Source organism: Vibrio sp. 10N.261.55.F4 (assembly GCF_041470465.1).
GTDB lineage: Bacteria > Pseudomonadota > Gammaproteobacteria > Enterobacterales > Vibrionaceae > Vibrio > Vibrio crassostreae_C.
The window spans coordinates 1-20,766 of sequence record NZ_JBFRMM010000016.1; the positions used below are offsets into that span (position 1 = coordinate 1).

The 20,766-nt window shown below is 45.0% G+C and carries 18 protein-coding genes and 2 pseudogenes; 8 read left to right on the top strand and 12 right to left on the bottom strand.

The annotated features are described in order from the left end of the window. Positions 1 to 154 precede the first annotated feature (154 nt). From AB4249_RS09215 to AB4249_RS09230, 4 genes are all read right to left on the bottom strand, one after another. On the bottom strand, positions 155 to 1,168 hold the full coding sequence (locus AB4249_RS09215) for a manganese-dependent inorganic pyrophosphatase (RefSeq protein WP_102447007.1): 1,014 nt from the start codon (positions 1,166 to 1,168) through the stop codon (positions 155 to 157). Between the two features lie 478 nt (positions 1,169 to 1,646). After that, the gene (locus tag AB4249_RS09220; protein ID WP_372058596.1) at positions 1,647 to 2,072 is read right to left on the bottom strand and encodes a septal ring lytic transglycosylase RlpA family protein; all 426 of its coding nucleotides are present in this window, start codon (positions 2,070 to 2,072) and stop codon (positions 1,647 to 1,649) included. A gap of 379 nt (positions 2,073 to 2,451) precedes the next feature. Further along, positions 2,452 to 3,828, bottom strand: coding sequence for a uracil-xanthine permease family protein (locus tag AB4249_RS09225; RefSeq protein ID WP_372102877.1), 1,377 nt, complete (start codon positions 3,826 to 3,828; stop codon positions 2,452 to 2,454). Positions 3,829 to 4,107: 279 nt separating this feature from the next. Further along, positions 4,108 to 4,599 (bottom strand): VOC family protein, encoded by a 492-nt coding sequence (locus tag AB4249_RS09230; protein WP_029406249.1) that lies wholly within the window; start codon positions 4,597 to 4,599, stop codon positions 4,108 to 4,110. 471 nt (positions 4,600 to 5,070) lie between these two features. Here AB4249_RS09230 and ahpC point away from each other — a divergent pair, with 471 nt between their 5' ends. Further along, entirely contained in the window at positions 5,071 to 5,628 is a 558-nt protein-coding gene (ahpC, locus tag AB4249_RS09235) for an alkyl hydroperoxide reductase subunit C (protein ID WP_016798107.1), read from the top strand. 198 nt (positions 5,629 to 5,826) lie between these two features. Then, the gene (ahpF, locus tag AB4249_RS09240; protein ID WP_102320539.1) at positions 5,827 to 7,419 is read left to right on the top strand and encodes an alkyl hydroperoxide reductase subunit F; all 1,593 of its coding nucleotides are present in this window, start codon (positions 5,827 to 5,829) and stop codon (positions 7,417 to 7,419) included. A gap of 136 nt (positions 7,420 to 7,555) precedes the next feature. Here ahpF and AB4249_RS09245 read toward each other — a convergent pair whose 3' ends face one another. Next, on the bottom strand, positions 7,556 to 8,155 hold the full coding sequence (locus AB4249_RS09245) for a LysE family translocator (RefSeq protein WP_017071831.1): 600 nt from the start codon (positions 8,153 to 8,155) through the stop codon (positions 7,556 to 7,558). Positions 8,156 to 8,277: 122 nt separating this feature from the next. Here AB4249_RS09245 and AB4249_RS09250 point away from each other — a divergent pair, with 122 nt between their 5' ends. Then, entirely contained in the window at positions 8,278 to 8,763 is a 486-nt protein-coding gene (locus AB4249_RS09250) for an Lrp/AsnC family transcriptional regulator (protein ID WP_017065258.1), read from the top strand. A 99-nt stretch (positions 8,764 to 8,862) separates the two neighbouring features. On the opposite strand, the gene AB4249_RS09255 is transcribed toward AB4249_RS09250, so the two are convergent. Both AB4249_RS09255 and AB4249_RS09260 read right to left on the bottom strand, forming a co-directional pair. Beyond that, the gene (locus AB4249_RS09255; RefSeq protein ID WP_017065257.1) at positions 8,863 to 10,233 is read right to left on the bottom strand and encodes an L-serine ammonia-lyase; all 1,371 of its coding nucleotides are present in this window, start codon (positions 10,231 to 10,233) and stop codon (positions 8,863 to 8,865) included. Positions 10,234 to 10,259: 26 nt separating this feature from the next. Further along, positions 10,260 to 11,801, bottom strand: a complete 1,542-nt coding sequence (locus AB4249_RS09260; RefSeq protein ID WP_372102879.1) for a sodium:solute symporter family transporter — start codon at positions 11,799 to 11,801, stop codon at positions 10,260 to 10,262. A gap of 348 nt (positions 11,802 to 12,149) precedes the next feature. Between AB4249_RS09260 and AB4249_RS09265 the strand changes: the two genes are divergently transcribed. From AB4249_RS09265 to AB4249_RS09280, 4 genes are all read left to right on the top strand, one after another. Beyond that, a complete protein-coding gene (locus tag AB4249_RS09265; protein WP_017065255.1) occupies positions 12,150 to 13,454 on the top strand; it encodes an MFS transporter in 1,305 nt (434 codons plus the stop codon). Positions 13,455 to 13,579: 125 nt separating this feature from the next. Then, positions 13,580 to 14,596 carry a nuclear transport factor 2 family protein gene (locus AB4249_RS09270; RefSeq protein WP_017065254.1) on the top strand — a complete coding sequence of 339 codons (1,017 nt, stop codon included), beginning with the start codon at positions 13,580 to 13,582 and terminating at the stop codon, positions 14,594 to 14,596. A 248-nt stretch (positions 14,597 to 14,844) separates the two neighbouring features. Beyond that, a complete protein-coding gene (locus AB4249_RS09275) occupies positions 14,845 to 15,930 on the top strand; it encodes a porin (protein WP_017065839.1) in 1,086 nt (361 codons plus the stop codon). Between the two features lie 197 nt (positions 15,931 to 16,127). Next, positions 16,128 to 17,165 (top strand): LacI family DNA-binding transcriptional regulator, encoded by a 1,038-nt coding sequence (locus AB4249_RS09280; protein ID WP_372102881.1) that lies wholly within the window; start codon positions 16,128 to 16,130, stop codon positions 17,163 to 17,165. A gap of 56 nt (positions 17,166 to 17,221) precedes the next feature. On the opposite strand, the pseudogene AB4249_RS09285 reads toward AB4249_RS09280, so the two are convergent. Further along, positions 17,222 to 18,031: pseudogene (locus AB4249_RS09285) on the bottom strand (sulfatase-like hydrolase/transferase); the annotation flags it as partial. On the opposite strand from AB4249_RS09285, the pseudogene AB4249_RS09290 reads away from it, so the two are divergent. Next, positions 18,027 to 18,278, top strand: a pseudogene (locus tag AB4249_RS09290) (DUF481 domain-containing protein); the annotation flags it as partial. The pseudogenes AB4249_RS09285 and AB4249_RS09290 overlap by 5 nt on opposite strands. A gap of 111 nt (positions 18,279 to 18,389) precedes the next feature. On the opposite strand, the gene AB4249_RS09295 reads toward AB4249_RS09290, so the two are convergent. The 4 genes from AB4249_RS09295 to AB4249_RS09310 all read right to left on the bottom strand — a co-directional run bounded on the left by AB4249_RS09295 (position 18,390) and on the right by AB4249_RS09310 (position 20,608). Beyond that, entirely contained in the window at positions 18,390 to 18,809 is a 420-nt protein-coding gene (locus tag AB4249_RS09295; RefSeq protein WP_017071826.1) for a globin, read from the bottom strand. Between the two features lie 136 nt (positions 18,810 to 18,945). Further along, positions 18,946 to 19,326: a VOC family protein gene (locus AB4249_RS09300; protein ID WP_017062185.1), complete on the bottom strand. Its 381-nt coding sequence runs from the start codon at positions 19,324 to 19,326 to the stop codon at positions 18,946 to 18,948. Positions 19,327 to 19,472: 146 nt separating this feature from the next. Next, positions 19,473 to 19,922 carry a redox-sensitive transcriptional activator SoxR gene (soxR, locus tag AB4249_RS09305; RefSeq protein WP_017062186.1) on the bottom strand — a complete coding sequence of 150 codons (450 nt, stop codon included), beginning with the start codon at positions 19,920 to 19,922 and terminating at the stop codon, positions 19,473 to 19,475. Between the two features lie 164 nt (positions 19,923 to 20,086). Further along, a complete protein-coding gene (locus AB4249_RS09310) occupies positions 20,087 to 20,608 on the bottom strand; it encodes an NADPH-dependent FMN reductase (RefSeq protein ID WP_017062187.1) in 522 nt (173 codons plus the stop codon). Positions 20,609 to 20,766 lie beyond the last annotated feature (158 nt).

Consider the following 20,766-nt stretch of genomic DNA (forward strand, 5'->3'; position numbering starts at 1 on the left):
TCTTAAGATCCTGTCTATGAGCCTGCCTTAGTTATCCAATTATCCATCAACTCTGAAAAGTCCAAACACAGTTTTGTCCAAATCCCATTTAGACGCCCAATAATTAAAAAAGGGATTGGTATTTCTACCAATCCCCTCCAAACTCTCTTTCTACTTACAAGCTCTCAATTGCCTTTTGAACCGCAGGGCCAATCTGACGCTTACGCGAAGTGACGCCTTCTAGCGTCAACATATCGCTTGTTGGTTCAGCATTGAAAGCAGATTTGATGACTTGGTAGTCACTTTCATCCACCCAAAGTAAGTTTGCTTTTTTGTTCTTGGTGTCTGTGATGGAGAAGAACAGATAGTCTAGCCCGTTCTCTTCTTTGTAGGCTTTCATAGCCGCCAAAAGCTCATCTTTGCGGTCAATCAATTGCTGAGCCGTTAGCGTTTCAGCCACACCGATACCCACCTGTTTGCCACCGTATTTAAAGTTTTTGTAATCCAGCGTCAGAATGGTTTCAGAAGAAAGATGACTGAGATCCGACTTAGCAATCAGCATCTGTTGGCCGAAATCTTCGATATCTGAAATACCTGCAACTTTTGCCAGTTTTTCAGCATATTCACGATCATGCTCAGTCGTGGTTGATGATTGGAATACCACAGTGTCAGAAAGGATCGCGCCTAAGCCTACACAAGCAAGGTGCTTAGGTAGTGTCACATCCAGCTTTTCAGCGTTGTCAGCCAGAATAGTTGCAGCCGATCCCCAACCTCGAATATCCATTTCGACAATTTGTGGGGTGTTAATCGGTGAGCCACCAATTGCGTGATGATCAACCACAGCAACAATCGATGCTTGGTCGATAGTTGGTGCTAGTTGAGTGACTTGATTGAAGTCCACCAGCCCCACTCGGTATGAAGAGTAATCTGTCTCTACGCGTGGTGATTCAGCATTACAGTAGTTCAAGATGAAGGTGGATTCTGGATTGATAGGCTCTGGTACTGTCGCTGTACCGCCATAGATATGAGCCGCGAGCATCGCAGACATTACCGTGTCGCTGTCTGGGCTTAGGTGCCCTGTCCATACGAGATCTTCACTGTTTTCATTGGCAGATTGTTGAAGACTGAAAGCATAGCTTGCTGAGCTAAAAGACATAATTAGGGCTGCAACGACAGGGGTTAGCTTCACGGGTATTTCCTTATTTGAATGCGATATAGAAGCCCATAAGCTAAACACCAAAAATTTCAGAACCGTGTCACTAATATTTCAGATTTACTTCAGTGAGTAACGAAATGTAATTTCCCTCTCTTTGAGAGTCTTCTTCTCCCATCAATTGTACCTCCCCCTTTCTATTACACGCCCGCCACAACCAATTTTGGATTAGTTCAGCTTTTCATTATTTCACAATGAATTTCAATGAACCCTAATGATAAGAAAGCTAAGATACTGATTTATTTACCTCATAACATCATCAACCCACATATTAGAAATAAGATAGTCTTATTAAAAATGGATTATCGAAAGGCACAAATAAGGCTACAAAGCAGCCTTATTGAGTAAGCATAAATGAGCTATTGATTCACCGATATCGAGGTTCTGTTCCTCCCCTTTCCCACTACTGGTAAGGGATCGGAGATGTAAACCAAGGGGAGGTTAGGAGGGGATTCTAGTGTTTGTATCGAAAGGTATTACTATCATCAACAATCTCGATTTTAACAGGCACGGTGCCTTGTTTAACGTTGCCGATTTTTGCAAATGCCTTGTGCGACAGGTCGATCACTCGGCCTTTTACATAAGGGCCTCGATCATTAATTTTCACATCAACAGACTTGTTATTGTCTGTATTGGTCACTCTCACGATAGTCCCGAATGGCAAGGTTTTATGAGCCGCAGTAGTCGCATTCATATTATACGTCTCACCACTTGCTGTGAGCCTTCCATGGAATTTATCGCCATACCAAGAAGCTTTACCAGCAAGAGCATGTGACTTGGCATATTCCTTTGTTTTAGAACTGCCGACAGCCGACGTTGAGGTGCATCCGGCAAGCAAAGTAATAAGAAAAGCGGCAAAGATAAGGTTTAGTTTTTTCATGCTATTTCAGTAGATCTTCTTCATGTAATGTTTATCTATTTTCATTGTAGTGCGGTTCAGCAGTATTGAACTGAGTATTATGAGTTCTCAGCGAAGGCTATCACTAGTGTGATTGCGCAATGTTTTCATGAAGCACGCTCGCTTCAGTCATATTCATGAAAGGTTTTATCTTCAAAACGTCAACTTTAACAACGTCTTAAATCTGTACATTTCTTAATCACTTCATGTAGATAAGTCACTCAGCCAAACATCCAAATACAAAAAAGGATTGGTATCTCTACCAATCCTCTCTATGGGATGTTTCGTTTTTCTGCCTATGGTAGGTAGATAACGCAATTGTCCGTAATCAGTCACCTACGCTTCTTCTCGGCTGTATAAGTTACGCTTTACTGGTTTGTACCGAACTTGCCACAGGCTTAGCTTTAGTTTCAGGCACCAAAGACATCAACCCGGTAATAACAAGAGCAGCAACACCCGACATCGTGACTGGTGAGCCAAATATGCTTTGCACTAGCTTGGGCGCTTCTTTCAATAAATCCGGCACTAGCATCACCCCAAGCCCTAAGCCTAGTGAGATGGCTATCGTCATGATTCTGCGGCGATCCAGTTTCTCATTAGCGATGATTTTGATGCCCGCAGCAGCAACCGTGCCGAACATCACTAATGTCGCCCCGCCCAAGACTGGCTTTGGAATCGTCATTAATACCGCACCTAAGATGGGAAATAGCCCTAACAGAAAAAGAATCGCGGCAATAAAATAGCCGATGTAGCGACTCGCGATCCCCGTAAAATGGATCACACCGTTGTTCTGGCTGAAAGTCGTGTTCGGAAAAGTATTGAATACCGCGGCGATAAGTGAGTTCACGCCGTCACCCAGCACGCCAGCCTTGAGTCGATTGAGGTATTTAGGCCCTTTAACCGGCTGCCCTGAAAACATGCTGTTGGCGGTAAGGTCACCCGTGGTTTCAATAACGGTAATCAAGTAGATAAAAGCGATAGGCAGGAAGGCTTGCCAATCAAAAGCGAAGCCATATTTAAATGGGACAGGAATACTCAATAGCGGTTGAGAAGCAAAAGAAACCATAGACGCTTTACCCATCAAAATGGCAACGCCCCAGCCAACTACCAACCCAACTAAAATCGACGACAGCCTAACCATATTATTGTTACTCAGGTTAAGCACGACTATGGTTCCGAGGACGATGGCACCCAACATCAGATTGCTTCCAGAGCCAAAATCTTCGGCACCAACGCCACCAGCAATATCTGTGACGCCAACTTTAATCAAAGAGATACCAATCGTGGTGATAACGATTCCGGTTACAACTGGGGTGATCACCACTTTCAACTTTTCGATAAAACGCGATAGGACGATTTCGACAAACGCACCGAAGAAACAAACGCCAAAAATGGTCGCCAGCATTTCATCCGGGCCACCGCCATTCGCTTTAACAAGGAAGCCCGCACCTAATACAGATCCTAAGAATGCAAAGCTGGTTCCTTGGACACAAATCATCCCTGCACCAACTGGCCCTATTTTTCTGGCTTGGATAAAGGTACCTACCCCAGACACCATTAATGCCATGCTGATCAGATAAGGAGTGTGTTCACCTAACCCTAAAACACCGCCAATAATGAGCGTGGGTGTGATAATTCCAACAAAGCTGGCTAATACATGCTGCAGCGCCGCGTAACTGGCTGCTTTGACTGATGGTCGATCGTCCAACCCGTAGATCAATTCACTGTTCTGTTCCATGTGACTTCCTTTATGTATTTTTTATTGTATACAATTTACATAAAGGCAATAGAGCAACATATATGCCAATGGTTTAACATCATATTTATCAATCAGTTAAGTTTTCAATCAGTCCAATGTTGCACTATAGAGCAACAATGTCGGCTTGTTTTAGTGCAACCGATAGTTTATCCGATGTTCCCAAATTTAGCCCTACAGACACAAAAAAGGATTGGTATCGCTACCAATCCTCTTTAGGGGGTGTTTCGGTTTTTCTACCTATGGAAGGCAGTAACGCTATTACTCGTAATCAGTCGCGTAGGTGTCTTCGTATGTGTGCGAGTAAAATTCGAATAGGTTGCCAAACGGGTCTTCTAGATAAACCATTTGCGCTTGTTTTAGTTCGTCTTCTGGGTGGTAACGCATGATGTCCATACGAACCTTACCGCCATACTCTTCAACGCGCTTGATAGCTGAATGGAACTGTTCTTTTGGAAGCTGTAGACAGAAGTGGAAGATGCCTAGGCGAGAGAAATCAACTTCGTGACGCTCTTGGCGATCTTTCATTTCGAACAGCTCAACACCGATGCCATCAGATGTGACTAGGTGTGCAATGTTGAAGCCTTTGAAGCCTTCACCAAATACTGCGATACACATACGGCCGATTGCTGATTCGCGCTCTTCCATTACTTTGGTGTTGTTCATTACGATTCTTAGACCCAGCGCTTTCGTGTAAAACTCGACTGCTTTGTCCATGTCGCCAACCATGATGCCTACGTGATTCATTTTCATAACTTGCTCCAAATTCGTTTTTAATTCTGTGCGTTTCGAAGACTGGCTTCGATGTTTCGTTTCGATGGAGAGAGTATATGGAGATGTGACGATTAACTGAAATTATCATAAATTATATTAATGATAATTTTTTTGTTATTTACAGATTTAGCATCAAATCCCAGCTCGCTGAAAGAAGCCATGCCTGCCCTTGCCTACTTACCTACTTACCTACTTAGATACTTAGATACATAGAGGCTTACGTGAATAGAGATAAGCCGAAATAAAGAACAGCCTAAAGAGCATAGCTACCCAAATAGAACGTAGCCCTAGTTTGATAGCTTTTGTCGATAGCGATCTTCTTACGAAGATAGGATTTGCCTATTGAATCTATAGAAATGTCCGATTTCACTAATTTTCGGTGCGAATGCAATATAGCTCCATCGACGCGGGATAGCGTTAAACACTACAAATTAGAAAGAGAGTCGAATCATGATCAACACAGAAATTAAACCATTCAACGCGACAGCATTCAAAAACGGCGAATTCGTAGAAATCACTGAGCAAGACGTTAAAGGCAAGTGGGCTGTATTCTTCTTCTACCCAGCAGACTTCACGTTTGTATGTCCAACTGAGCTAGTTGACCTACAAGACAAATACGCAGAGCTTCAATCTCGCGGCGTAGAAGTTTACTCAGTATCAACTGACACTCACTTCTCTCACAAAGCATGGCACGATACTTCTGACAAAATCGGCACTATCGAATACTTCATGGTAGGTGACCAAACTGGCAACATCACAAATAACTTCAACGTTATGCGTGAAGGTCAAGGCCTTGCAGACCGTGCAACGTTCCTAATCGACCCTGAAGGCGTTATCCAAGCAATGGAAATCACAGCTGAAGGCATCGGCCGTGACGCAGAAGACCTACTACGCAAGGTTAAAGCAGCACAATACGTAGCCGCTAACCCAGGTGAAGTTTGCCCAGCTAAATGGAAAGAAGGCGAAGAGACTCTAGCTCCATCTCTAGACCTAGTAGGCAAGATTTAATCTAAGCCTAGCTAACAAGAATAGCTAAACGGTTCTACAGGCGCGCTTCGGCCCCCCTCCTAAAGGGCAGTCGCGCGCCACCCTTTCAAAACATCAACACCACAATATTTGCCGACTTGCGCCCCCTTTTTATTTTCCTTTTTCAGCAAGAAGGTATTGGTCAATACCAAGACACAGAATTTAAGAGCAGGCACGATTATGTTAGATCAAGCAATGAAGCAGCAGCTAAAAGCATACCTAGAAAACCTAAAAACCAATGTTCAGTTAGTGCTTAGCCTGGATGGCAGCGACACCGCGAACAAACTTCAAGATCTGGCGAATGACATCTCGTCTTTAACCGATAAAATTGAAGTGACTCGCGATGACAGCGCAAGCACTCGCAGCCCTATCATGCAGGTCGTGAACCAAGAGAAAGGCACCGCGATCGGTTTTGCCGGTTTGCCAATGGGTCACGAATTTACGTCACTGGTTCTAGCACTGCTTCATAGTGGTGGTCACCCTATCAAGCTTGAAGCGGACGTAATCGAGCAAATTAAAGAACTCGATCAAGAGCTTAATGTAGAGATTTTTATCTCGCTCTCATGCCAAAACTGTCCAGAAGTGGTTCAAGCCTTCAATATGATGTCGGCGATTAATCCTCTGGTTAAGACAACGATGATCGACGGCGCAGCATTCCAAGATGAAGTGAAGTCTCGCGACATCATGGCAGTACCAAGTGTATTCGTTAATGGTGAGCTATTTGGTCAAGGCCGTATGTCACTGGCTGAAATCCTTAACAAGGTTGATTCAGGCGCAGCGGAAAAGAAAGCAGCAAACCTAAACCAACAAGCACCGTTTGATGTATTGGTTGTCGGCGGCGGCCCTGCAGGTTCTTCAGCGGCAATTTATGCTGCACGTAAAGGCATTCGTACTGGTGTGGTTGCTGACCGATTCGGCGGCCAAGTGATGGACACCATGGCGATTGAGAACTTTATCTCAGTGAAAGCAACCACCGGCCCTAAATTAGTGGCAAGCCTTGAAGAGCACGTAAAAGAGTACGGTGTTGAAGTAATGACTGAGCAGCGCGCTGCAAACATCATTGCAGCAGAAGACACTGAAGACGGCTACATCCACGTTGAGCTAGAGAGCGGCGCAACACTACGAGCTCGCACGGTTATCACAAGTACCGGTGCTCGCTGGCGTGAAATGAACGTTCCGGGTGAGCAAGAGTACCGCAACAAAGGTGTTGCTTACTGCCCACACTGTGACGGTCCATTGTTCAAAGGCAAAAAAACAGCGGTTATCGGTGGCGGTAACTCAGGTATTGAAGCGGCTATCGACCTAGCAGGTATCGTGGAACACGTAACTGTGCTTGAGTTTGCGAACACACTGCGCGCTGACCAAGTGCTTATCGACAAAGCGAACGCAACACCAAACATCGAAATCATCAAGATGGCACAAACAACGCAAGTGATTGGTGATGGCAACCGTGTAACCGGTCTGGAATACAAAGACCGCAACACCGATGAACTTAAACAGATTGAACTCGCAGGTATCTTTGTTCAAATCGGCCTGATGCCAAACAGCGAATGGTTGAAGGGTTCGAAAGTTGAGCTCTCACCACGCGGTGAAATTGAAATTAACGCTCATGGCGCAACATCAATGAAAGGTGTGTTCGCAGCGGGTGACGTAACAACCGTACCTTACAAACAGATCATCATTGCGATGGGTGAAGGTGCGAAAGCAAGCTTAGGTGCATTTGACCACCTAATCCGTAACTCAGCTCCAGTTAAAGAGGCTGAAACCGCTTAACCTTTACACTGAAAAGCTTAAAGCTTTTAACTCAAGCTCCTTAAATATTTGTTAACTTAATTCTTTACTGTTAACGACTTAGTCGACATTTAGACGCCACTCCTATGGATTTAGGAGTGGTTTTTTTCTTTGTGATTTACGCCGGTTGATAAAGCATAAAGGCAACCACCATCGCTAAGCTTCCGCCCAAGCAACGGTTCACAAACATCATCTGTTTTGGTGATTGCAGTAGCTTTTTAAGCATGGTGCCGCAATACGCCCACACCAACATGCACGGTACACCGGTAATCACCATACCCGCGATAATGGTCACGACTTGAATCAAGTAATCTGCATTCGGAGTGATGAACTGCGAAAACACGGTTAATGACGCTATCCAACCTTTAGGATTTAACACCTGCACCAACACACCCGACACAAAGCCTGAACGATTGTCAGTGGTGCTTTCTTCGATTTGCATATTCGCAATCGACCACGCCATGAACAGCAAATAAGCCGCACCCGCGTATTTCAAAATGCTGTATAGCTCTGGGTAAAGGGTAAATAGGCTCACCAAACCGACACTAGAACCCGCCAGTACGATGATGATGCCAACAGCGTTCCCAGAGATAAAAGGTAAAGTCGCAGCAAATCCATAACGACTTGAAATCCCAAGTAATGCGATATTGCCTGCCCCAGGGGTAATTGCAATTGATGTTGAAAATAGCAAGAACGCCAGCATTAATTGAGAGCTCATTTCCTCTCACTCCTAATAAGTAAAGTATTTATAGGGAGAGAGTTTACAGATTCGACTAGGAATTAAATTGCTATATAGGCTAATATTAATCCAAATTTGAGCAAGAATTTTCCAAAATAGCCATGAAACAGAAAGAATCCACCAAAGAAGTATTGGATGACACAGATATCGCCATCTTAGAGCATATCCAGCAAGACGGACGCATGAGCAACAGCAAGCTCGCAGAGAAGGTCAACCTCAGCGAAACCCCATGCTGGCGTCGTTGGAAACGCATGGAGGAAACTGGCTATATCGATGGTTACGCCGCTAAGCTGAATCGTAAGAAATTAGGCTTTCATGTGGCTGGTTTTACTCTTGTGACCTTGGGTAACCATGAAGTTGAAAACACAGAACCATTCGAAGAATTTGTCGCGGTAACCGATTGGATTCCTATGTGTCACTGCATTGCAGGCGGCGCCGATTACATGGTGCAAGTGTTGGCCAAAGATTTGGAAGAGTACTTTGAGCGTATTAGCTCGATCAGACGAGTCAAAGGCGTGAGTGCGATTCAGTCGAACATCTCAGTAAAAGAGTTGAAAAACAGCTATCGATTACCGCTTTCAGATTAGCTCCCTAAAACACATAAAACAAAAAGCCCAGCCGCGATAGATTTCTAAAGTCTAAGGCTCTGGGCTTAACGTTATTATTTACTGGGTTAACTGGCTTAGCTATTCACAAGGATGAGCTAGATGGATCAAGGCTAAACCACCGAGTGATGTTTCACGATATTTCTTGTTCATGTCTTTACCGGTTTGGTACATGGTTGCGATGACCTTATCGAGTGAGATCAAAGACTTGCTGTTTCGCTTCAATGCCATGCGAGATGCATTAATTGCCTTCATCGCACCCATCGCATTTCGCTCGATACACGGCACTTGAACCAAGCCGCCAATTGGGTCACAAGTCATACCCAATGAGTGTTCCATCGCGATTTCCGCCGCAATACAGATCTGCTCATTGCTGCCACCGCGTAGTGCCGTTAATCCCGCAGCCGCCATAGAGGATGATACGCCTACCTCACCTTGGCATCCTACTTCCGCACCAGAGATCGAAGCGTTAGTTTTGTACAGAATACCAATCGCGCCCGATACCGCTAAGAAATCTTTTAACTGCTTAGTATCCAACTCTTTAATGAAGCGATGGTAGTACATCAACACAGCAGGAATAACGCCCGCCGCACCATTGGTTGGTGATGTTACCACTTGGCCACCAGCCGCATTTTCTTCGCTAACCGCAAACGCAAACAAGTTAATCCAATCCATGATTTCCATTGGGTCGTTTTCAACCGCCGCATTCGCTTCTAACTTTTTCAGTAGGTTAGGCGCACGACGAGTTACGTTCAAACCACCATCAAGAATGCCTTCGGTTTCAAAGCCACGCTCCATACAACGACTCATCACTCGCCAGATTTGATCCGCTTTCTCTGAAATAATGTCAGCGCCTTCGAACTCCGCTTCATTTTTTAGAATCATACCACCGAGGCTCATCCCACTATTGTCAGCTTGTTGAAGCATTTCATCGGCGTTTTTGAACGGGAAAGGAACTTCTACCGCTTGGGTTTGAGTACCATTTTGCAGTTCATCAGCAGTTGCGATAAAACCGCCGCCAATCGAATAATAAGTTTCATCGACAATCACGTTGCCACTCTGGTCAAACGCAGTAATCATCATGCCATTTTCATGCAGAGGCAGATTGTCTTTGTGGAACAACATGTCGGTTTCGTAGTTGAAGGCAATGTGCTTGGTGCCCGCTAAATCCATCTCACCACTGTCTACGGCATGACGCATTGCTTGGTTTGCGCTGGTGATTTTGATGGTGTCTGGTTTATTGCCGAGTAGCCCCAATATTGTAGCTCTGTCGGTGTGGTGACCTATGCCAGTCAATGACAAAGAACCGTATAAATCCACCTGAATACGCGTCACTTCTGCGATTTTATCAGCGATTAATTGTGTGAAATGGAAACCCGCAATCATTGGGCCGTTGGTGTGAGAGCTCGATGGCCCAACACCAATTTTGTAGATATCAAAGATCGATAACATAGATATACCAGTAAAAAATCGGTCAATTAAGAAAGAGCGGCATAAAGCCAATCAGGGATAACAGTACAAGCAGCAATCGTCACAACAGCGAACACCAACAAGCCATAATGACTCGCGGTAGGCTTTGCAAACAAATGCTTTTGCTTTTCTATAAATTCATTTTGTTGCTCGGTTACCTCTCCCCAGAAGCGGCTCACAACAACACCTAACACTAAGAAAACCACAGTGCCAATCAAGGCAAACCAAGGCCAAGCTATTCCGCTGTATTTGGCGATGAATACGACGGCCACACTGCCAATACTGCCCGCAATTACGCCTTTCTCGTTTGCTTGTTTGAAGAACAAACCCAAGATGAAAGAGCCAAGGCGAATACCGACAAAAATAGAGGTTAAGCTCGCAATCGTTTTAAGCACTGATTCATTAGAAACAGCCAGTAACGCAGGCACAACAACCGACGCTGCAGCAACCAGGCTCATTTTTCTAGCCACTGATTCATAGTGCGCGTCAGAGGCTTGCTTACGGAAGAAGCGCTTATAGAAATCGAACGTTGCGACCGTCGCCATTGAGTTATAGGTGGAATCCAATGTCGACATTGCCGCAGCCGAAAGTGCTGAGATCACCAAACCAACAATGATTGGGTTGGTATGGTTAAACACAAAATCGAGAATCACTTCGTTGCTGTTTTCAAAACTGCTGTCTTGATAAAAGACACTTAACAGCACCCCCATCACAGCAAAGAACAGATAAACAAAAAATGCGCCGTAGCCACAAAGCAACATCGATTTTTGCGCTGTTTTAACACACTTAGTCGCCAATGTTCTTTGAATAATCAGTTGGTTAGTTCCATACACACTCAGGTGCAAGAAGCTCACAGCCACTACGCCGGCCCACAATGTGGTATCGACGCCTAAGTCAAAATCGAGATTGATGATATTCAAATGTTCAGGAGACAACATCTCGCCCGCATCGATTTTCATCAGCAATAAAACAAAGATCGCAATGCTGCCGATAATCAACACTGCTGACTGAAGCATGTCAGTCCAGATTACAGTCGAGATACCACCCGCATAGGTATACAACGCAGTAAATACGCTGATGTAGATGATCGCCTCAGAGATACTCACTGGCAGCACTTGCACTAAGATCAGGGCTACCGCATACAGAATAACCCCTGCCGAAATACACTGAACCACAATGAACACGATGGAATTGATCGTGCGAGCAACAACGCCAAAGCGGTGCTCTAGGTATTCGTAAATCGAGGTTAGGCCGAGCTTGTAAAACACCGGAACAAAGAAAAGCACAGTCAAAAAGATCACTATTGGATAGTTCAAATGTACGCTCATCGCTTCCATGCCTGAGCTATAAACCCAGCCCGGCATGCCAACGAACGTCATTGCGCTGATGTAGGTTGCAAGAATCGACACACCTGCCGTAAACCAACCAAACTGTTTTCCACCAGTCGAAAAGTCGCCACCGACGCTATAGCGCCTATTAACTAAGTAGCTGATAAACAAAGTAGTTAGCACATAAAGAGCAATAACCACAAAACTTGAGTACGTAACCATTTTTAGATTCCGTTTATTGTATGTCGCAATTAATTCGCTGCCAATAGTACTCAAAAATGGATGTTTTCCCTCAAAAACCCACAATAAGTGTGACTATTATCACTAAGATAGACGATTAAACACTCAAACCACCCCACAAAGCACAAAAACCCAGTTAAATGAGATCAAGATCACTAAAATGCACAAAATGGGTACGCACTCATTTTAAAATTGACTTTGATCACGGATCTAATAACCACAAAAATTCTATTATCTCTCCCGAAATGAAGACGGTGTGATGAAGATAAAGAATCAACACACAATAATTAAAACCAAAACCACCCTATATAAAATAAAGGTTTATCGGTCATGACCATTAAAAAACACATGAGCGAAGTTCCTATGATTCAAAGGGTAGCCGCATATCTAGCAATTCTAGTAGGTTACTTTTTTTATTGTTATAACTTTGTAATTATTGACTACGTACGCCCATACATTGTGGAAGAATATGCTGGTATTAGCCTTTCTGATACCGCTCAGTTCTACACTTGGCAGTCGGTTGGTGCTCTGATTGGTGCTCTGAGCTGTGCATGGTTCGCAACCAAGTTCGGCAAGAAGTCCACACTAATAGCAATTACGGCATTAAACGGTGGTGCAACCATCATCAACATGATGTTTACCGACTACGCCACTTGGGCTGCAATGCGTTTCATCATTGGACTATCTTTAGGTGGTTACTTCACTGTAGCTGTATCTTTGATGATTGGCCTATTTACACCAACGGTTCGCGGTAAGTTGACTGCTTTTGCTTCTTCAATGTTCTCTGTTGCTTTAGTGGCAATGGGCGCTTACGCAGCCTTCATTACAAGTGTTGATGCACCTTGGCAGAGCCTAATGTGGGTAGGTGGTATTCCACCGCTTGTAGCAGCAGCGTTAATGATCTTTGTATTACCAAGCGACAAAACTGTGATCGCCTACGGTGAAGAAGATCAACAAACAACAACCAATACAGCTGGGGAAGTAACCGAAGCTAAAAAAGGTTCTTGGGGTGAGATGTTAAGCAAGCCTTACCGCAAAATTACGATTACTTGTTTACTTCTTTCTGGTCTTAACTTCTACGGATTCCAATTCTTCGGTGGCTTTGTAACTACCTACCTGAAAGATGTTCGTATGTTTGATGGTGCAACCATCGGTTTGATCTTCTCTATCTCAGCATTTGGTTCACTCTTCGGTGCTTGGTTCTGGGGATGGGCAGCAGATAAGTACGGTCGTAAGATCAACGCGTTCGGCTTCATCCTCGCAGGTATCATGGTTTCTATCTTCTTTGTCGCACCTGGTGACATGATGATTGGCGGCCTAAACATGCTGGCTCTTCTAGGTCTTATCTACAACTTCGGCCTGTCTGCTTCTGCAGTATGGGGCGGTTACTTCTCTGAATTGTTCCCAGCACGCTTGCGTAGCTATGGTGCAGCTTTATTCCATGGCGGTCGTATTATCGGCATGTGGGCACCAATGGTTCTTATCTTCATCCAAGAGCGTACCGACCTACAAACAGCAATGTGGGGCTCACCAATCGTATGGATTATCGCCGGCCTACTATGGCTAACACTGCCTGAAACTCTAAAAGGTGGCGTCTTCGATAAGAGCAAAAAAGCTGAAGCAGCAAAAGCTTAATTCGACACTCATACGCTGAAGTTCAAATACGAAAAGTTTAAAGCCGGCTGATAAATCAGCCGGTAACAAAATCCAAATCGAGTCCTGTTCCGAATGTTGACTCGACAACACAAAGAGAAATTATTATGTCTAAATATCAAGAAGCGAAACGCATTGTTCGTGAATACTTCGATGCAATGGAAAACGCAACTCACGAGAACGTTGCTGAAGTTTTAAAAGCACACACTTCTGAAGATTACTTGTGGCGCGGTGTTTACCCATTCCGTGAGCAAGAAGGCGCACAAGCAGCAGCTGACGTATTCTGGGCACCAATGATGAAGTCAATGACTCGCATGCAGCGTCGTCAAGACATCTTCATCGGTGGTAACAACGAAGTTAACCCAGATGAGATTTGGGTAATGAGCATGGGTCACTTCATGGGTCTATTCGACGCTGAATACCTAGGTATGCGCCCAACTGGCAAGATCATGAACGTTCGCTACGCAGAATTTAACTGTGTTGTTGATGGCAAAATCACTAAGACAGGTCTGTTTCTAGACCTACTAGGCATGATGGATCAAGCGGGTTGCTACCCACTTCCACCATCAACTGGTAAGCACTTCGTATACCCTGGCCCACGTAACCACGACGGTCTGCTATTCGAAGACGCGGCTCCAGAAGAAGGTGTTGCGACACTTGCTCTAGTAAACAAAATGGTTGATGACCTGTCTGCTCTTAACGACAGCGGCGCGATGGGTTGCCCACCAGAAGTACTAGCGAAGAGCTGGTCAAAAGACATGATTTGGTACGGCCCATGTGGTATCGGCGCGTCTTACACAATTCCTCGCTACCAACAACAGCACCAACTTCCTTTCCGTAACAACCTGAAAGACAAGAAGTTCAACGGCCACGTTTGTCGTTTCGCTGAAGGTAACTTCTCTTGTTTCTTCGGTTGGCCAAACCTATCAAACACACCAACAGGTGGCTTCCTAGGTATGACTGGCGGTGAAGTACGTGCAAACATGCAAGTAGTTGACGTTTACTACCGTGACGGTGACAAACTGTCTGAGAACTGGGTTCTTATCGACCTTCCTTACTGGCTACAACAGCAAGGTCTAGATGTGTTCGAACGCACTTCAAGCATCATGAACCCAACGCTGTAATCGATACGCTTTAATCCAAAAGATTGAAACGAAATAGTGGCAACCTAAATAGACATCTGATTTAGGTTGCCACGCTTACTGGGGGACCCTTCTCGCTCCTAGTAAGTGCTCCAACCAATTCATTATTGCTCCACTAATAACTGAATCTACTAGTGCCTCATGGATGGGGTACACCCTGCCAAACCATTACCAATATAACGGGCTTGAAAGCACGGTGGCTTTCTACGGCCTGAATAAAGAGAATTACAATGAAAAAGTCGATTCTTTCAGCAGTGATCCTGACAGCACTTACCTCAGGTTCTGCTTTTGCTGCACACACTTTTACCAATGACGCGGGCGATAGCCTTACTTTAGACGGTCGTTTCGACGTTCGTTACCAAGATAAGGGCGGCGACCACAACGGTGAGTGGAACAGCGGTAGCTCTCGTTTCGGCCTTAAAGGTCAAATGGGACTCGATAACGGCTGGACTGGCTTTGGCCATGCTGAATGGGGTTACAACTCAGGTGCTAACGGCGACAATATTTACGACCGACTTCTATACGCAGGCGTAGAGCACGACAAATACGGCAAGATCGCAGCAGGTACTAAGCAGTGGTCTACTTTTTATGACGTCGCATGGTACACCGACTTAGGTCGTGTCTTCGGTACTCGCGGCTCAGGTGTTTACAACCTTTCTGACTGGGGTATTGCATCTGGTACAGGTCGAGCAGAAAACTCCATTACTTACCGTAACTCAATCAACGACCAAGTAAGCTACGGCTTCACTTACCAAACGACACGTGAAGAAGTGGCACTAGCGAGTAATGCGACAGCTTCATTGAAAAACGGAATGGGTGCGTCAATCACTTACAAACCGGTTGATGGCGTAACACTAGGTGCAGCTTACCACCAAAATGAAATTGCAGACCTAGACTCAGGTGTGGTTGGCGTAGAAAATGGCGACAACATGCGCATCATGCTATTGGGTGCGAACTACAGCAACGGCGGCTTCTACGCAGGTGCCACTTTCCATGTTGGCGAAAACTGGGAAGCTGTAAGCCAAGGCGGTACGGATGTAATGTTCGATACCCTAGGTGGTGAAATCTACACTTACTACCACTTCGACAATGGCCTACGCCCTACGTTGAACTACAACTACATGGAAGATCGTGATGACCAAACAGATGGCTATGAGCGTAACCTGCTTATCCCTGGTGTTGAATACCACTTCCAGAAGAACAAATTCCTAGTTTGGACTGAATACCAATTCGACCTAGGTAAAGATCAGCTCGTTGGCAATAAATTCGAAAACAGAGATGACCAATTCGCTGCAGGTATTCGTTACTACTTCTAACGCCCAGTTAGTCGATTCATAAATTCTTTAAACAAAGCTCTGCTCTTACGCAGAGCTTTTTTGGGTCATACCCAGAATAATATTCAACACTCTCTATTAACCCTTATTTTTCATCCAATCATGGCATATTGTATTTTTGAGTACGTACCTAATTATGTTACTCTATGCACAATCAATTTGGTTCAAAAGTATGGTCTATGAGCTCTCCAAAACACTCCACGGCGTCAAAGCCAACCGTCACCTCTAAAGATGTCGCTAAACTTGCTGGCGTTTCTCAATCAACTGTATCTCGTGTATTTGTCCCGGGCAGTTCAGTGTCTGAAAAGACCAAGCAAAAAGTGTTCGATGCAGCAAAATCGTTGAACTATCGTCCCAATGCCTTTGCCCGCAGTCTGACGACAAATGAGTCCAAATTGATTGGCTTAGTTTTCCCAGATGCCGACTACCCTATCCACATGAAAACTCTGCAGCTTATCTCTACTGAGCTACAAAAGCAGGGTTACTCTGCGGTATTGATTCCTTGGCAAGTGGATGGAAACGACAACCACTCGATTCCTAATATCTTCCAATACCGAGTTGATGGCGTAATTGCTGCTTCGGCGACCTTTAATAAGTCGCTTTATGAAGAGTGTGAAGAGTTCAACATCCCCATTGTTCAGTATGCTCGTGTAGTTGAGGGGACTAAGAGTAGCCATGTAATAAGTGACAACTACGCCGCAGGCCAAGTCGCCGCTCAACATTTACATAGCGTAGGAACAAAGTCAGCGGTTTACCTGACAGGTAACGTGCCAACCTACACCAACGGCGAGCGTGAATCGGGCTTTTGCTCAGAATTCGAAGATCTAACAGGCAAGCAAGCTCGTGTTATTGAAGCTGACTATGACTACCTTGATGCTCTAGATACCATTCGGACTCTGTTTTCAGAAGCCACACATCCTCAAGCGATTTTCTGTGCGACAGATAACCTCGCGATGGCAGTAATGGATGTGGCGCGCTTAGAATTTAACCTGCGTATTCCAGAAGATCTTCAAGTGATTGGTTTTGACGATATCCCACAGACTCAATGGTTGAATTACCAACTCACTACCTTCAAGCAAGATTTCAGACGCCTTGCACGTGAATCAGTGAAAATTGTCGTTAGCCAGATTCAAGAGCAAGACACAAGCTTGGTTAAGCTGATGGTGCCAGTGAAGTTCATTGAACGAAACACGACGCTAAAACAGAACCAACGTTAAGACGCTTTCAAACAAAAATCCCGCTCAGTGTGAGCGGGATTTTTTATGATATTTAACTAGTTACCTACACCACCGGTCTTCTCTGCCGGAGAGTCAGGCGTCACTGGAGGCCACTCTTGGAAGGTTGCTAGATGTTGTTGGACAGCCGCTTGTGCCGGGCCAAATGCCCACATTTTTTGTCCCATCCATTTTAGGTACATGCCCGACTCTTCCGCCGCTCGCTCGTATGGGTCACGACGTAAGTTAAACAGCAATGGTGCGTTTAGCTCTTCTTTAGGGCCACTCCAACCGTGGTTTTGCACGATGAAATGCGCCTTCCAATCACCAACACGAACCGCTTGCAGCTTGTCTCGTTCGTAGTAGTAGATCTCTTTACGGTTTGACTCGCCTTTCTCGGTCAGCATATCCACTTGGTTGTAACCATCAAGGTGCGCTTTAAAGCCATCGTGACCTTTCAGCAGTTTTTCTTTTAGATCCGTTGGACCACCAGCCGCAGCGACAAGAGTGGGTAACCAATCCATACCATCAAAGATGCCATTGCCTACAGTACCCGCTGGGATTTTACCCGGCCAGCTAACCAATGCAGGGGCTCTTACGCCACCTTCCCAAGTTGTGCCTTTCTCACCGTGATAAGGTGTCATACCGCCATCTGGCCAAGTCATGATCTCTGGGCCGTTATCGGCAGTGAAAATGATGATGGTGTTGTCAGCAATACCGAGTTCTTCCATCTTCGCCATCATCTCACCGACGTGATCATCAAGATCTTTCATGACCACTTCTTGGAGTCCCCAACCGTTTTGACCGAGCATCGCTTCGTATTCAGGTGACAGGTGCGTCCAAACGTGACCGCGTGATGGACAGTACCAAATAGGTGTGAGATGGATAACGCAGATCAATAAGGATTGGAAGTTTCACGCAACCATTGATGCAGGGCTTGGTAGTGACACCAACTTTACCTCATCTCTCTTAACTGGCGTGCGATACCAGATAAACAGTTGGTCTGACTTAAATGTTGCCTACAAATCAACTTGGGTTGATTACGAGAACAAGGGCACCTTTGAATACGATACCGCATCGCAAGGGTTCCTGATTGGTTGGGCTGCTCATTTCTAGTCAAACAATAAGAGGTAAGCCTGATATCGTTCGGCTTACCTGACAATGTCAATCTTTCAAGAGTTAATGCCGGTTTTAACTAACGAACAAGCAAAACTACCCACCAACGACCTAGTTATTCACAGTGTTTGGAACTACGCACTCTTTCTTCATGATAGTTAAGCCGGCCTCGAGAGTTTCTGTCCAAGCTTGTTCGACGCTTTCATCGTAGTGAGGGTCATATTTTTTAACTGTATTGAGTAACGAATTGAACCACTCGTTGAGCTCAATCTCGGAAATATCCAGCCCTAGGTCTTTATGCCTTTTACCCAATTTCTTTACTGAGTTACGCACGCTTGGTAGACCAGCAGAGTTATAGATAAGAATGATCGAGGCTTTAAGCATCTTGGTTTGTTGCTCTAACCCTATATTTTCAAAACGTTCTGAAAACCTTGGGTTATGCTCGCAAAAATCAGCCAAAAACGTTTCGAGAAATTCTTGGTCAATCCGGCAGCGCTCAAAACTTTCATAAAACAGTTCGTTCGGTTTCATCTAGCCAGTCCTTTGCAAAATTTTGAGTTATCGGGAAGCTAGCAAGTCCAGAGCCGCAACTTAGCCAACTCCGAACCATCAATATGATCTAAGTATACGCCACTGTGGCATAAAATGAACGATGGCATAACGTAAACTACGGCATAAAGTGCGTTGCACAAATCTTGTTTCCATCAGGATCTCGCAAATAAGCCATGTACAAGCGACGCTCGTCAGAACCTCTCGCTCCGGGGCCATTTTCAATGCTGGTACCGCCATTTTCGACGCCAACTCGATGCCACTCATCTACAACTTCAGGAGAAGACGCAAGAAAACCCACCGTCATACCGTTGCCGTGAGTCGCAGGCTGACCATCAATCGGCTTCGTTAAGCCCAACACACCCGTTTGGCTAACGTAAACACAGCGCCCTTTGGGATCAACAGAGCCTTCGCTATAACCAAGCACTTTCATGATTGGGTCATAAAAAGCCTTCGCGCGTTCAATATCATCGGTACCGAGAAAAACATGGCTGAACATAACTAACCTCTTCTTTTATTGAAAGAACCATCTAAACTAGACCTATAATTCGTGTTTGTCTAGGCACGCTATTCGGTCACAACTGTTGCTTAACCCATTGAGCAAACACCTGAAACTTAGTTCGCTGTTCCATGCCTTTCGGGAACTCAGTTAGTCTGTTCAACAATTCGTTGTGCGCCCTGCCCTTGGTCATGCAAGATATCATCAGGATTTAGCAAGTTGCACTTTTGCATACTCAAGCATCCGCAACCGATACAGCCGGTTAAGTTCTCTTGTAGCGATTTAATCTGCGCCATTTTACTGTCGAGTTGCCCCTGCCACTTCTTAGCAACGCGCTCCCAATCTCGCTTAGTCGCGGTATGGTTCATCGGCAGTGTCGATAATTCTTCGGTGATCTCTTCCAGCGTGAAGCCTATCGACTGCGCGACTTGGATCAACGCAATTCGTCTCAACATCGCCGACTGATAACGGCGCTGATTTCCGTTAGTACGAATCGAAGCAATCAACCCCTTGGTTTCGTAAAAACGTAACGCCGAAGGAGCCACGCCACTGCGCTCAGCCAACTGGCCTATGGTGAGGTATACGATGTTTCTCATTACGACACTATCCTTGAGATCATAAATATTTAAAGCTTACTTTAACTTTAGAGTAGCGACCTATTGTTACCTTAACCAATTAATGTCCTTAAACTTTGACAACGGGCGCAATGAAAAGCAATCGTGAACATGGCTGCTTTGTTTTATAGTGGTGTTCTCGCTCTCTAAATCTGACTCATGATCGATTTCAGGCTCTCGGCCATTTCGGCATTAATGATCTCACCCGTTTCTACATTAAAGTTGTCGTAGAAACTTGGCACCGACATCGACCCCTTCACATCTGCATCAAAGTAAGGTGCCGAATTTACCGCAGACGACAACACAGAGTTTGCGCCGCCTGGGCCTGGTGATGTGGAGAGCATCACAACAGGTTTGCCTTGGTACACTTTCATGTCGATTCGTGATGTCCAATCAAACACATTCTTAAAGGCTGCGGTGTATGAGCCGTTATACTCTGCAAAAGAGATGACCACAGCATCTGCTTCGCCAATCTTGCTAAAAAAGCGTTGAGCGTGTTGATGAACACCTGAATCTTGCTCTCTTTTCTCGCTGTAAATTGGCATCTCGAAATCATTAAGGTCGAGCACCTCGACTTGCGCGCCTTCGACTAAACCTGCGGTGTACGCTGCAAGTTGTTGATTAATTGATGTTGTACTGTTGGTCGCGCCAATCGCTAATACTTTCATTGTTGATCCTTGTTCATTTTTCTCACCTTTTTGCACTCATGACTTCAATTACGGAGCTCAAAATTCATAACTGAAGATTCGTAACGTCTGTTTGATAACATCAAAACCTGCACTAGGCGACAAGGTGATAGATTGTGTTTTTAGATTGGGGATGATGA

Coding starts and splice junctions, on each gene's coding strand:
- ahpC (WP_016798107.1), top strand. CDS start 5,071: ATGATCAACACAGAAATTAAACCATTCAACGCGACAGCATTCAAAAAC.
- AB4249_RS09255 (WP_017065257.1), bottom strand. CDS start 10,233: ATGTTATCGATCTTTGATATCTACAAAATTGGTGTTGGGCCATCGAGC.
- ahpF (WP_102320539.1), top strand. CDS start 5,827: ATGTTAGATCAAGCAATGAAGCAGCAGCTAAAAGCATACCTAGAAAAC.
- AB4249_RS09245 (WP_017071831.1), bottom strand. CDS start 8,155: ATGAGCTCTCAATTAATGCTGGCGTTCTTGCTATTTTCAACATCAATT.
- AB4249_RS09295 (WP_017071826.1), bottom strand. CDS start 18,809: ATGAAACCGAACGAACTGTTTTATGAAAGTTTTGAGCGCTGCCGGATT.
- AB4249_RS09265 (WP_017065255.1), top strand. CDS start 12,150: ATGACCATTAAAAAACACATGAGCGAAGTTCCTATGATTCAAAGGGTA.
- AB4249_RS09225 (WP_372102877.1), bottom strand. CDS start 3,828: ATGGAACAGAACAGTGAATTGATCTACGGGTTGGACGATCGACCATCA.
- AB4249_RS09275 (WP_017065839.1), top strand. CDS start 14,845: ATGAAAAAGTCGATTCTTTCAGCAGTGATCCTGACAGCACTTACCTCA.
- AB4249_RS09280 (WP_372102881.1), top strand. CDS start 16,128: ATGAGCTCTCCAAAACACTCCACGGCGTCAAAGCCAACCGTCACCTCT.
- AB4249_RS09260 (WP_372102879.1), bottom strand. CDS start 11,801: ATGGTTACGTACTCAAGTTTTGTGGTTATTGCTCTTTATGTGCTAACT.
- AB4249_RS09310 (WP_017062187.1), bottom strand. CDS start 20,608: ATGAAAGTATTAGCGATTGGCGCGACCAACAGTACAACATCAATTAAT.
- AB4249_RS09300 (WP_017062185.1), bottom strand. CDS start 19,326: ATGTTCAGCCATGTTTTTCTCGGTACCGATGATATTGAACGCGCGAAG.
- AB4249_RS09230 (WP_029406249.1), bottom strand. CDS start 4,599: ATGAAAATGAATCACGTAGGCATCATGGTTGGCGACATGGACAAAGCA.
- AB4249_RS09250 (WP_017065258.1), top strand. CDS start 8,278: ATGAAACAGAAAGAATCCACCAAAGAAGTATTGGATGACACAGATATC.
- AB4249_RS09270 (WP_017065254.1), top strand. CDS start 13,580: ATGTCTAAATATCAAGAAGCGAAACGCATTGTTCGTGAATACTTCGAT.
- soxR (WP_017062186.1), bottom strand. CDS start 19,922: ATGAGAAACATCGTATACCTCACCATAGGCCAGTTGGCTGAGCGCAGT.
- AB4249_RS09220 (WP_372058596.1), bottom strand. CDS start 2,072: ATGAAAAAACTAAACCTTATCTTTGCCGCTTTTCTTATTACTTTGCTT.